This is a genomic window from Gordonia sp. NPDC003585, from assembly GCF_040610755.1.
Taxonomy (GTDB): domain Bacteria; phylum Actinomycetota; class Actinomycetes; order Mycobacteriales; family Mycobacteriaceae; genus Gordonia.
The window spans coordinates 11,536-24,441 of sequence record NZ_JBEXMX010000045.1 but is presented as its reverse complement, the minus strand read 5'-3'; the positions used below and the strand labels follow the sequence as shown (position 1 = coordinate 24,441).

10 protein-coding genes and 1 pseudogene are annotated in these 12,906 nt (G+C 64.8%); 5 read left to right on the top strand and 6 right to left on the bottom strand.

The annotated features are described in order from the left end of the window. Window positions 1–7: 7 nt before the first annotated feature. From ABZW74_RS14070 to ABZW74_RS14045, 6 genes and pseudogenes are all read right to left on the bottom strand, one after another. Window positions 8–1,240 (bottom strand): histidine kinase, encoded by a 1,233-nt coding sequence (locus tag ABZW74_RS14070; protein WP_355276907.1) that lies wholly within the window; start codon window positions 1,238–1,240, stop codon window positions 8–10. 174 nt (window positions 1,241–1,414) lie between these two features. Next, window positions 1,415–2,938: pseudogene (locus ABZW74_RS14065) on the bottom strand (polyamine aminopropyltransferase); the annotation flags it as partial. A gap of 209 nt (window positions 2,939–3,147) precedes the next feature. Further along, complete coding sequence (locus tag ABZW74_RS14060; RefSeq protein WP_240859829.1) at window positions 3,148–3,579, bottom strand: DUF350 domain-containing protein; 432 nt, start codon at window positions 3,577–3,579, stop codon at window positions 3,148–3,150. Window positions 3,580–3,636: 57 nt separating this feature from the next. Further along, window positions 3,637–4,170: a DUF4247 domain-containing protein gene (locus tag ABZW74_RS14055; protein WP_355276905.1), complete on the bottom strand. Its 534-nt coding sequence runs from the start codon at window positions 4,168–4,170 to the stop codon at window positions 3,637–3,639. Next, window positions 4,167–4,709: a DUF2617 family protein gene (locus tag ABZW74_RS14050; protein WP_355276903.1), complete on the bottom strand. Its 543-nt coding sequence runs from the start codon at window positions 4,707–4,709 to the stop codon at window positions 4,167–4,169. Before ABZW74_RS14050 ends, ABZW74_RS14055 begins: the two co-directional genes overlap by 4 nt. After that, on the bottom strand, window positions 4,706–5,344 hold the full coding sequence (locus tag ABZW74_RS14045) for a DUF4178 domain-containing protein (RefSeq protein WP_355276900.1): 639 nt from the start codon (window positions 5,342–5,344) through the stop codon (window positions 4,706–4,708). The genes ABZW74_RS14050 and ABZW74_RS14045 overlap by 4 nt, the downstream gene beginning before the upstream one ends. A gap of 248 nt (window positions 5,345–5,592) precedes the next feature. Here ABZW74_RS14045 and groL point away from each other — a divergent pair, with 248 nt between their 5' ends. The 5 genes from groL (at window position 5,593) to casB (ending at window position 12,900) form a co-directional block, all read left to right on the top strand. Next, the gene (gene groL / locus ABZW74_RS14040) at window positions 5,593–7,218 is read left to right on the top strand and encodes a chaperonin GroEL (protein ID WP_240859821.1); all 1,626 of its coding nucleotides are present in this window, start codon (window positions 5,593–5,595) and stop codon (window positions 7,216–7,218) included. Window positions 7,219–7,599: 381 nt separating this feature from the next. Next, entirely contained in the window at window positions 7,600–7,797 is a 198-nt protein-coding gene (locus ABZW74_RS14035) for a hypothetical protein (protein WP_355276898.1), read from the top strand. A 97-nt stretch (window positions 7,798–7,894) separates the two neighbouring features. Next, entirely contained in the window at window positions 7,895–10,630 is a 2,736-nt protein-coding gene (gene cas3, locus ABZW74_RS14030) for a CRISPR-associated helicase Cas3' (RefSeq protein ID WP_355276896.1), read from the top strand. Continuing rightward, window positions 10,611–12,269 (top strand): type I-E CRISPR-associated protein Cse1/CasA, encoded by a 1,659-nt coding sequence (casA, locus tag ABZW74_RS14025; protein WP_355276894.1) that lies wholly within the window; start codon window positions 10,611–10,613, stop codon window positions 12,267–12,269. The genes cas3 and casA overlap by 20 nt, the downstream gene beginning before the upstream one ends. Next, complete coding sequence (casB, locus tag ABZW74_RS14020) at window positions 12,250–12,900, top strand: type I-E CRISPR-associated protein Cse2/CasB (protein WP_355276892.1); 651 nt, start codon at window positions 12,250–12,252, stop codon at window positions 12,898–12,900. Before casA ends, casB begins: the two co-directional genes overlap by 20 nt. Window positions 12,901–12,906: the final 6 nt, after the last annotated feature.

The window sequence follows — 12,906 nt, the reverse complement described above, 5'->3', positions numbered from 1 at the left end:
TCACCTCCTAAACGTGCACGCCCGCGCGGAACTTCGGTACTCGCATCCCGACCTTGGTGCCCGCACCGACCGCGGTCTCGACCACTAGACCGTAATCGTTGCCGAAGGCCGCGCGCAGTCGATGGTCGACATTCGTGAGCCCCACGTGAGCACCCTCGGAGGTCTCTCCCGAAGGGTTCGGTCCCGAGGTAGTTGGCGCAGACGGTTCCAGCGCGTCGAGCACACCTGAGCGCAGCATCTCCGGGTCCATGCCAACCCCGTCGTCTTCGACGGTGATCACGCAGTCGGTGCCCTCGTCGCGGGCGGTGATGGTGATGACGCCACCGCCCTTGCCGCCCAAACCATGTCGGACGGCGTTCTCCACCAGGGGTTGGAGGGCGAGGAACGGCACCACCACGTTGAGCACCTCGGGCGCGACGTGCAGACGCACCTCGAGCGCGGGCCCGAATCGGGCGCGTTCGAGGGTGAGGTAGCGGTCGATGTTGCGCAGTTCGTCGGCGAGCAGGGTGAACTCGCCGGCCGCGCGGAACGAGTAGCGGGTGAAGTCGGCGAACTCGAGGATGAGTTCGCGGGCGCGGTCGGGGTCGGTGCGGACGAAGGACGCGATGGTGTTGAGGGCGTTGTAGATGAAGTGCGGGCTGATCTGTGCGCGCAGGGCGAGGACCTCGGCGCGGTCGAGGCGGGCGCGGGAGGCGTCGAGGTCGGCGAGTTCGACCTGGCTCGACACGTACCGGGCCACCTCGGCAACCGCGCCCAGCATGCCCGGCCCGGGTCGGCGCGTGGTCGCGACCACGAGGACGCCGAGCCGCTCATCCCCGGCGACCAGGGGTTGGGCGATGAGTGCCCGCACCGGTGATTCGGAGTACGACGGGTCGGTCGACAGGACGCGGCGCTGGTTGTCGGCGGCCGACGCGGCGGCCCGGTCGGCGTGGGCGAGCATGTCGGCGTCCCAGATGTCGTCGTCGACCGGGTTGTGTGCGAGGCGACGTGGTTCGTCGTCGTAGAGAGCCACGGCGTCGGCGGCGGTGAGCGATCGGAGGTGGGGCAGCGCTTCGGCGGCGGACTCCGCGGTCAGCCCGGTACGCAGCGACCGCGCGGCCCGCGATGCCGTGTGCAGGGTGGTGTGCACCGCACGCTCGGTGGGGGTCGCGACCACTCGCCGCGTCCGGATCAGCATGATGACACCGACGACGACGATCGTCGCGAGCACGGCGATCAACACCGCCAATCCGCTAGACATCGTCGTACCGGTCCATGCGTTCATCTTCATCGGTGGCGTTCGGGCCCGCTGTAACTCTGCCCAAATCGTTGATCGTGCATCCCAAATCGTTGATCGTGCGTCCCGCGTGCCCACTCAACGGTTTGAGGCGCACGGTCAACGGTTTGCGACGCACGGTCAACGAGGGTCGGGAGATCAGTAAACGGTCCACTCACTCTGGGCGTACCGCAGGATGCGGGGGTCCATGAGCGTCGACGGCGGCATGTCGAGGGGTGGGCGGTCGAGCGGGAAGACGGCGGCCGACGCGAGTTCGTCGGGGCTCAAGAATCGCAGCGGTCTGGGAGCGTGCACGGCGAGTGGAACCGGCTCGTTCGCGGCGAGGTGGAAACCCCAGTCGCCGAAGGACGGTACGTCGACGTGGTACGGCTGCGTCCAGAGCCCTGCGTCGCGCAGGGTGGACTGTATGCACCAGAACGACTTCGGCGCGAAGTACGGTGATCCCGACTGCACCACCATCCGTCCACCGTCGGCCAGGTGCGCGCGGGCCAGTGCGTAGAACTCCGTCGAATACAGCTTGGCGGTGGCGGATTCGTCGGGGTCGGGCATGTCGATGATGATCGCGTCGTAGCGCTGGTTCGCCTGCCGCAGCCAGGTGAAGGCGTCGGCGGTGATCACCCGCGCGCGCGGATCTGTCATCGATCCGCGATTCAAGCGCACGAGCCGCTCGTCGTTCCGGGCGAGACGGATCATCTCGGGATCGAGTTCGACAAGGGTGATGTCCCCGGCGTCGGGGTAGGTGAGTACTTCCCGCAGGGCCAGGCCGTCGCCGCCACCGAGCACCAGTACCCGTGCATGTGCTCCCGACATCGCCGGATGCACCAGCGCCTCGTGATACCGGTACTCGTCGATCGACGAGAACTGGAGGTCGCCGTTGAGGTAGAGCCGAGTGTCCGGTCCCTCGGCGGTACGACGCTCGGTGATGACGATGTCCTGATATGGCGTGCGTTCGGCCGCGACGATCGGATCGCGGTACAGCGCCTGACGGGCGGTGACCTCGAACTTCGACGAGTAGACGAGAGCCGCGACCAGCGCCGCGACCACCGCTACGGCGGCGGTGCCGAGCAGTGCCATCCGCATCGGGCTCAACGACCGCCGGAACACCACGAACACCAAGAACGAACCAGCCGCGGCGTTCACCAGGCCGACCACGAGCGCACCCCGCAGCTGACCGAAGAACGGCAACAGCAGGAATGGGAAACACAGGCCGCCGACGAGGGCGCCGATGTAGTCGACGGCGAAGATGTCGGCGACCGCCGAGCCCGCCTCCTGCCGCCGAATCCGTTGCAGCAGAACCATGAGCAGCGGGATCTCGGCACCGATCAGCAGACCCAACACAAACGCGACCACCACGAGCGCCTGCGTGTACAGCGCAAGATAGGCGAACGCCGCGTACAGCGCCATCACCGACAATCCACCGAGCAACGCGAGGGCCAGTTCGATCACCGCGAACGCGGTGACCGAGTGCGGCTGAAGCGGTTTGGCGGCGAGCGACCCGACACCCATTGCGAAAACCATCACCGCGAGCACGATCGACGCCTGGGTTGCGGTGTTGCCGATCAGGAACGACCCCAACGACACCAGGGCCAGCTCGTAGACGAGACCACAAGCAGCGCAGACAAAGACGACGGCCAGGAGCGCGGATCGGGACCAGCGGGTAGCGGTCGTCTTCTCGCTCCCGGTAGCCTGCCCGCTCCCGGTCGTCCTCCCGCTCCCTGAGGTGTGAGGAGCGCCAGCGACGAGCCTCGAAGGGTCTGGCGACGTCATCTCACCAGGCCTTCGAGGCTCCTCGCTAGCGCTCGTCGCACCTCAGGCAGCGGAAGGAGCTCAGGCAGCGGCATTTCGGGGCGATCCATGCTCAGGGGTTGGCGTCACAAGATAGAGGCGGCGATGATCAACGCGGTGCCGACGTGGGTGACGCCGTGTACCCACACGGCCGGGTGACTTTCGGTGTCGACGACGAGTTCGCCGAGCTTGCCGGGCGTGAACAGGTCGACGATGACGAAAGTGAGTGCCATTGCGGCCATTCCGATGATGGTGTAGACCACTGTGTACGTGAGCCCCACCGCGAGCCGTCCCTCGCTGGACACGATCGCCGCGGTGACGATGATCGCGACCGACAGCAGGTTGGTGGCAACGAGGATGCCGGCGTTGCGATTTCGGTCGGCCCACAACTGGTGGCGCAGGTTGCCGGGCGTGAGCACGTCGAGGACCGCGAAGGAGATGAGCATCAGGAGGACCCCGACACCCGAGTAGGCCGCGGCGTAGGCGGCGTTGAGCGCGATGTCACCTATCGAGATCATGAGTATTCTCCGGTTCTTCGTGGTCCGTCGTGCTGTGAGGGTGATCGTCGTCGAAGGTCATTTTCCGCCTCCGTTGCTTCCGCCGCCGCGGTTGTCGCTCCCGTTGCCGCCGAAATTCGGTGTGGGAACCCAATATCCGCCGACGTAGTTGTGATAGTGGTTGTAGCCCGACCGGTAATCGCGACTGACCATCACGCGTGTCTTGTCGTTGCCGTAGGGGAAGAGGCCGATGAGGTAGTCGGGGTACTGCATGAACAGCGATCCGGCCACGGCGCCCGCTGCGGCGGCATCACCCTCGCGCCGGTCGTTGGGGTTCTCGGCGTCGCTGATCTCGTCTGCGACCTTCGACGGTGTGCCGTCGGCGATGTAGGCCTGCACTCCGCTCTCGTCGAGCGATGCGTCGCGCTGATAGTTCGACGTCACGTACTGGCGAGCATTGTTCTGCTTGAAGGCGTTGTAGCCGCAGGAGCCGATCAGGATCAGGATGGCCACCCCGGCGATCACGGCGATGATGATGTTTCGGGTACGACGCAGCGAGCGGAGCGGATCGGGCTCGGGTGCGCCGAAACCGCCAGGGGGAGACACACTCACGCCGAAATCACCGCGCCCCGACCCAGCCTGCTCGTGGTCAGCACGACTTCACCGGCTTGCGGATAGGTATGCCAGGTGTGCCACGAGATCGCGTCGGGTTCGTCGTCGGCCACGATCGCGGTGACCGCGTGCGGCGCGCCCGGGAAGTGTCCGATCAGCGCCGGCATGCCTTCGGCGATGCGGTCGGCGACGCGACGGTGAAGGTCGTCGACCAGGTCGGCCAGCGCGTCGGGATGCACCGCGTCGACCCGGGAGGCGAAGTAGTAGTCGAGGTGCTGGAAGGACTCGGGAAGTGCGGACGTCACCTCGGGCAAGCAGGCGACGGTCTCGCACAGATGCTGATTCCCGTCGTCGACGATCACTTGGTGACTCGCACCGAGCAACCGCAACGAGACAGTGATCCCGCCGAGTTCGCCAGAGCTCGTGGCGAGCGCCGGCTGTTCCGGGGCGGTCAGCGAATACCCGAGCTGTCCGGCGCTGGTGTCAGCGAACGCGACGGCGAGTTCTGTCGAGCCGTCGGGCGGTGAAGCGGGACTCACGGCGCTCCAGGAGCAGAGCTGCTCGGATAGATCCGGTACTCACCCGCGTCGAGCACCTCGCCGCGCGCGCATTCCCAGCCGCCGCCGAAGTCCTCGAAGGACAGACGCTCGTCGCCTGCCTGGTAGTCGTGGTAGCGCAGGGAGCCGGTCGGGTTGAGCCCGGTTGTCCCGGTCGAGGTGAACGTCGCCGATCCCGATTCGTCGGACTCGTAGCGTCGGCCGCCGTCGAGTTCGATGGTCTGCGGGCCCGGCACCATGGTCACACCCTTGAGCTCACGCCACAGGATGACCTCGAGATCGGGGTCGTCCTCCACCGACAGCCATGCCTTGGAGCCGAGGCCGGTGTCGAGAAAATGCTCGGTCCACTGAAAGCTGCCCTGGGTCAGCACCAGGGTTCCGCGAACCGCATGCGTCTGGCCGCGGAATTCGACGAGGTCGCCGGGCTTGAGGGTGCGCGGGTTGCCGTAGACGGAGTCGTCGTCGGCCGAGGAAAACGGGTCGGCCGGGCCGTGGGTGCGCTGGTGGAGGCCCTGTTCCTCGAGTTTGCGCAGTTTGCGATTGCCCAGGAAGTTGAAGATCACGACGACGGCGATGATCGCCAGCAGTGCGACGATGATGACGAGCAGATACCCCACCCGACCGACCCTAACCGACCTGGGATCGGATGCGCGTCGACTGTCGTTCGGCTGGCGGCGAACGCCCGCGTCCCGACCTTGCACTCGCCTGGTCCGAGTGCTAAAACGGTCATTGGCACTCGCGTAGTGTGAGTGCTAGGTCGGGACGGTGAGACCGGTACCGAATGACACACCGGTCGTCCGTCGCGGGCACCGAAGTTCCGGCCATCAATACCTGGTGTCACCCCCTATCGGAGGATCACTTACCCATGGCCAAGCAAATCGCGTTCGACGAAGAGGCCCGCCGCGGCCTCGAGCGGGGCCTCAACAGCCTTGCCGACGCAGTCAAGGTCACGCTGGGACCCAAGGGTCGCAACGTCGTCCTGGAGAAGAAGTGGGGCGCCCCCACGATCACCAACGATGGTGTTTCCATCGCCAAGGAGATCGAGCTGGAGGACCCGTACGAGAAGATCGGCGCCGAGCTCGTCAAGGAAGTCGCCAAGAAGACCGACGACGTCGCAGGCGACGGCACCACCACCGCCACCGTTCTGGCTCAGGCTCTCGTCCGTGAGGGTCTGCGCAACGTCGCTGCCGGCGCCAACCCGCTGGGTCTGAAGCGCGGCATCGAGAAGGCCGTCGAGGCCGTCACCGAGTCCCTCCTCAAGAGCGCCAAGGAGGTCGAGACCAAGGAGCAGATCGCTGCCACCGCGGGTATCTCGGCCGGCGACCCGTCCATCGGCGAGCTCATCGCCGAGGCCATGGACAAGGTCGGCAAGGAAGGCGTCATCACCGTCGAGGAGTCCAACACCTTCGGGCTGCAGCTGGAGCTCACCGAGGGCATGCGCTTCGACAAGGGCTACATCTCGGGCTACTTCGTCACCGACGCCGACCGTCAGGAAGCCGTCCTCGACGACCCGTACATCCTGCTGGTCTCGGGCAAGGTCTCGACCATCAAGGACCTGCTGCCCCTGCTGGAGAAGGTCATCCAGGCCGGCAAGCCGCTGCTGATCATCGCCGAGGACGTCGAGGGCGAAGCCCTCTCGACCCTGGTCGTCAACAAGCTCAAGGGCACCTTCAAGTCCGTCGCCGTCAAGGCTCCGGGCTTCGGTGACCGCCGCAAGGCCATGCTGGCCGACATCGCCATCCTCACCGGTGGCGAGGTCATCAGCGAAGAGGTCGGCCTCTCGCTCGAGGGTGCAGGCGTCGAGCTGCTCGGTACCGCTCGCAAGGTCGTCGTGACCAAGGACGAGACCACCATCGTCGAGGGTGCGGGCGATCCCGACGCCATCGCCGGTCGCGTGGCCCAGATCCGCGGCGAGATCGAGAACAGCGACTCCGACTACGACCGTGAGAAGCTGCAGGAGCGTCTGGCCAAGCTGGCCGGCGGCGTCGCCGTCATCAAGGCCGGTGCTGCCACCGAGGTCGAGCTCAAGGAGCGCAAGCACCGCATCGAAGATGCCGTGCGCAACGCCAAGGCTGCCGTCGAAGAGGGCATCGTCGCCGGTGGTGGCGTGGCCCTGCTGCAGTCGGAGCCGGCCATCGACGGTCTGTCGCTCGAGGGTGACGAGGCCACCGGTGCCAACATCGTGCGCGTCTCGCTCTCGGCTCCGGCCAAGCAGATCGCCGTCAACGCCGGGCTCGAGCCGGGCGTCGTCGCCGACAAGATCCTCAACTCGCCGAAGGGTACCGGCCTCAACGCCGCCACCGGTGTGTACGAGGACCTGCTGGCCGCCGGCATCAACGACCCGGTGAAGGTCACCCGCTCGGCGCTGCAGAACGCTGCGTCGATCGCGGCTCTGTTCCTCACCACCGAGGCCGTCGTCGCCGACAAGCCGGAGAAGAACCCCGCCCCCGCAATGCCGGGTGGCGACGAGATGGGTGGAATGGGCTTCTGATCTGACGATCAGAACCCGCGCCTACCAACGCAATTCAACGCCAAGGCCGGTCACCTGCGAGGGTGGCCGGCCTTCGGCGTTATGTCGATGAAGCGCACGTTCACATCGAGTGGGTGCTGCTATCGCAGGTGGGCACGGAGGCGGGGGAGACGCGCTGGTGGAGTTACCAGTTGGTCCACGTCATAATCGATGGCGTGCTGCTCAGGCTTGAATACCGCAGCACAGTTCCCGGCCGAGCGGGATGAACCCTGAACGATCTCCTGGGCACGTCAGGGTCTAAATTTTTGTCCCTGCGTACGCGGGGGTCTCGGATGGTGTGCCAGTACCACTAACTGAACAATCTCATTGGCACGTCAATTGGGCATGCGCTAGTGTGCAACTATGAGACCCGAGATCGAGGACGCCATCCGCACGGCTGTCGAGAAGCGTGTCGAGTGCGGACGCTGGGCGACCGCAGAGGGTTTCGCGGCCGAACGTCATTGTGTGGACTTGACGCGACTTCGGTTCGCGCTTGCTGCCGACCGCATGCGTCCTGACGGAGTCGCCTCGCAGCACGTGTCCATGCTGTGCCGCATATAGATCGGCAGTACACCGAACGAACCACTTTCTCGGCTATGTCAGACCTGACTGCTTTGCTCCTCGATAGATTTCTTCGGTCGAGTCCAAAGGAGGTGTGATGCTCAGTCGCCAAGTGCGATCCGCGTGGGCGAAATCGCGCCGAGAGTCCGGGGAGTGGCTCTCGCTGGTCCGCCATTGTGAAGACTCGGCCGAGGTCGCGGGCTACCTCTGGCATTGTTGGCTGGCGGAGTCGACCAAGCGATTCTTGAGCGAGGGCCTCACCGACGACGAGGCGTGCACTTTCGGGCAGTTCCTGGCTGCGACCCACGATGTCGGCAAGCTCAGCCCGACGTTCGCGATTCAGGTCGAGTCGATGTCGAACACGCCGGGTGGGATCGACCTCGTCGGCCCGATGCGCGATGCGGGTCTGCGTTTCCCGCCGGGATGCGGCAAGCGTCCAGGGGTTCCGCACTCGGTGATCAGCTACCACGCGATCCATACGTTTCTGAACGAGCGCCGTGGTTATCGACCCAGCGCGGCCGAGAAGGTCGCCGTCATTGCCGGTGGTCATCATGGAGTGCCTCCCTCGACCCGTGCGGCCGGCCCCAGGGACGTAAACAGCACGTATTTCGGTGGGCCTGAGTGGACTTCCTCGCGCGACGAGCTGATCAGCCACCTCGCGACGGGACTTGATGCCGGCCCGGTTCTCGACAAGGTGCGGGACTTACCGCCTTCGGCCCGCGCGCAGGTGCTGTGGACGGGTTTCGTCATCATGTGCGACTGGATCGCCAGTAGTGATCTGTTTCCACTCACGGACCGGACGGAGTCGGAGGATGCCGCCGCGACTGCCTGGGACCTGTTGGCGCTTCCCGAACCGTGGTCCGCTCACCCGATTGACGGCCTGGACCATCTGCTCACACAGCGATTCGACCTGCCCGCCGGAGCGACTCCCAACGTGATGCAGCAGACGGTTGTTGACGCGGCGAGAGCCATGAGTGAGCCAGGGATGTTGATTGTCGAGGCGACAATGGGCTCAGGAAAGACGGAGGCGGCTCTCGCCGCGGCCGAGCATATCGCCGCCCGTTTCGGTTGCTCGGGCGTATTCGTTGCGCTGCCAACAATGGCCACCTCGAATGCGATGTTCGATCGAGTGCACCGTTGGCTACTGCACCAGGATTCCGACCTGGTCACCAGTATTTCACTCGCGCATGGCAAGTCGAATCTCAACGAGGAGTTCACGCGGCTTCGTCCGCGTCTGACGGACATCGACTCGGGCGGGCACTCCCGCGCCGCGCGGTGTGCTGTGGAAGTCGTTGCGCATCAGTGGTTTTTCGGACGGAAGCGGTCGATGCTCGCCAATTTCGTCGTCGGCACCATCGACCAGTTGCTGTTCGCCGGTTTGAAGGCCAAGCATGTTGTCCTGCGGCATCTGGCCCTGTCCAACAAAGTGGTGATTCTCGACGAGGTGCATGCCGCAGACGACTACATGCGGGTGTACCTGGTGCGAGTGCTCGAATGGCTCGCGGCGTATCGCGTACCGGTCATCCTGCTGTCGGCCACACTGCCGCCGGCGCAACGGCTGGAGTTGGCGGAGGCATACGAACGTGGGCGGGGCTGGGACGGAACCGGAGAGTTTGCGGCCACCGCCGAGTACCCGATCATCAGCTCGGTCGGCGAAAGCCGCCGGACGTACCCGGTTGAGCCTGGTCGGTCGGTCGAGGTGGCATTGGAACGGCTCGACGACGAGGACGATGTCCTGGTCCGCTTTGTCCACGAAAACCTCGATGACGGAGGATGTCTCGCGATCATCCGGAACACCGTTGGCCGAGCCCAGGCGACAGCTCGGCTACTGCGCGCGGAGTTCGGCGACGATGTGGTGCTGGTGCATTCACGGTTCGTCCAGCACCATCGAGCAGAACTCGAGAAGCGACTGGTGGCCAGGTTGGGGCGAGACGGTTCGCGGCCCCACCGGCTGATCGTGGTCGCCACCCAGGTGATCGAGCAATCCCTCGACCTGGACTTCGACCTGATGATCTCCGACCTCGCGCCCGTCGACCTGGTCCTGCAGCGGTTGGGTCGACTGCACCGGCACCAGCGGGCCAATCGCGGTGCTCATCAGCATCCCCGGTTGGTGGTAACGGCCGTCGGTGAGTGGTTTGCCGGCCCACCCGAATTGGAGAGCGGCGCGCGCAGTGTGTACGGCGAGGCGCGTCTGCTGAGATCCGCGGCCGTGCTCCGGGGTCTGCCGGTGATCGCTGTGCCTCAAGATATCCCGGTCCTCGTACAGCGTGCATATGCAAAACAATTCGACGTGGCCGACGATTGGCGGGCGGCGCTGGATATTGCGGATGCGAAACAGCGGGCAAAGGTAGCCGCCCAGCAGCAGCGGGCCGAGCAATGGCGGATCAGCGGGCCGTCGAAGAGACCGAGCCTGCTCGCCTGGCTGGACACGAACGTCGGGGACGTTGACGACCCCAAAGGCTTTGCGAAAGTTCGTGATACCGAGGAGAGTATCGAAGTTCTTGTCACCCGCCGTGTCGGCGACGTGGTGTACCTGTTACCGCAATGTGGCGGAGATTCGGTGGTCACGGAATTCGAGCCCGGCTCGAAGGTGGCGCGAAAGGTTCTCGGTTCGGCCGTCCGACTCCCGCGTGCGCTGTGCATTAATGCAGAGGTAACGGAGAGGACGATCGCGGAGCTGGAGAAGCGCATGTACCTCGGATGGCAGGATTCTCGCTGGCTCGCAGGCGAATTGGTCCTAGAGCTCAACGTGGATAACGAAGCTGAATTGCAGGGCTATCGCCTACGCTACGACGACACTGAAGGGCTGGTACATGAGAAGCTCAACAACTGACGTGATCGACACCTTCAATCTGGTCGACGAACCCTGGATCATCGCGACCGATCTGGAAGGGCAGACCAGGGAGTACTCCATCGCGGAACTTGTGGTGTCCGCGCATCGGTTGGCCACCATCGGGGGTGATCTACCGACTCAGCAGTTCGCCATTACCCGCCTATTGCTCGCAATCGTTCGGCGCGCGGTCGACTGGGGCGATTGGCCGATCGAACGGTGGGAAGAGCTATGGGCCACCAGAGAGCTGCCGGCTGCCGAACTCGCGGCCTACCTCGAAAAGGTGCGGTCGCGTTTTGACCTCCTGGATCCTCTGAAACCCTTCTACCAGGTGCCCGACTTCCAATCATCAAGCGACGCATTTAAACCGGTCGGGCTCCTCGTCAGCGACGTACCGGCCAAGTTCCAGTACTTCACAACGCGCGCGGGGAGCGGCGCCGCTGATTTGTCACTTGCGGAGGCCGCGCGATGGATCGTGCACGCGCAGGCGTATGACCCGTCGGGCATCAAGACCGGCGACAAGCGCGATCCGCGGACTAAAGGCGGTAAGGGGTACCCCATCGGAATCGCGTGGGTCGGGCAATTCGGAGGAGTGCTCGTCGAGGGACACACGCTGGCGCAGACTCTTCTCCTGAGTCTCGCGTTGGTGATCGATGGCGAGCCCACCATGGTCGACAACGATGTGCCGGTATGGGAGCGTGAGCATCTCGGTGTTCTCCCCCGAGTGGATATCGAGCCGCATGGGCCACTCGATCTACTCACTTGGCAAAGCCGCCGTATCCACGTTCGCTACGAAGACGGCCGCGTGACCGGAGTCGTCATCGGCAACGGAGACTCCTTCGAGTCGTTCAATCGTTTCGCCACCGAGTTGTGGTCGCCGTGGCGGTACAGCGAGATCCAGTCCAAGAAGGCGGGAGAACTTCGGTTTTACCCACGAACTTTCGACCCCGGCCGAGCTGTGTGGCGGGGCGTCGAAAGTCTGCTCATGGACGTGGACGACTACTCACGGGGAAGCGCGGCGGGACACGCACCAGGTGTAACGAAGTGGATCGACTACCTCGTACAGCAAAGCGTCATCGACTCCGACGAACTGATTGTCGTTCATGTTTACGGCCTTCGCTACGACAACCAGGCCAGTGTGATCGGTGCTGGTGTCGATGACGCCCTGAGCATGCGGATTGCCGGGCTCACCACCTATGAGCTTCGGCAGCGGGCCTGCGACGCTGCCGACACAGCCGAGCGGGTGTCGCGCGCACTAGGGGCACTCGCCCGCGATCTGACGCTCGCATCGGGAGGCGATGGAGACGGCGACCGCCAGCGAGTGATCATGCAATTCATGGCGGCCGTTGACCAACCGTTCCGACGGTGGGTTGTCGCACTCGGCGGCGAGGTCGATCCCGACGAACTGGTTATCAACTGGCACCGCCAGTTGTATGGAATCGCAAGAGAGCTCTCCGATCAACTGGTCCGCGACGCAGGGCGGCCCGCGTTCATCGGGCGATCGGTGAAGGACCACAAGGACAAGTCGCGATGGATTGACGCGCCGTGGGCCGAGTCAACCTTTCGAAGAGCGCTGAATCGTGAACTCTCAGAGGCATTTGCCAGCACAGGAAAGGGCGACAATGACACAGCCGGAGAGTAAGGGGCCCTCTCAGCGCCTCTCTGATCTGGGTATGGCGGTGAATGGCTCAGTGGCGTCGCTACAGAGGCGGTACCTGAGCGATACCCGGGATGCCGACATACTCGGTCGGCTGGCGCGGTTGAGGCAGTCACTCAACAGGCCGCCGGGTACCACGCCCGAGGTGTGGGGGAACACCCTGGCTCTCGTGCCCGAGTTGCCATCCGACGACCATGTGACTCCGCGTGAGCGGGCGACGTGTATCGCATTGGGGCTCTACGCATTCCACCAACAGGGGAGGCGTGTGCCGGTGCAGGTTGCAGGCGTCTCGATGGGACATGCAGCGCGGCGGCTGGCCATGACCCCAGACGACGAGCCGGCAGTCCGGAAAAGACTTCAAGCGATCGCCCTCGCCGACACGGAGGTAGGCGTCGAACGACACCTCCGGTCGATGATCTCACTGCTGCGGTCGGCTGATACCCCGATCGGACTCGACTATGGGCGTCTCACCGATGACCTTGCTGCGCTCTATCGCGGTGGGCGGTGGGCCGAAACGGTTCGATTGCAATGGGGACGAGACTTCGTCCGGCAGGTCAGGCGAGAACCGGACTCGTCAGAAAACTCCACTCCCGCAACCCAGATCACGGAAGGCTGACCCCGT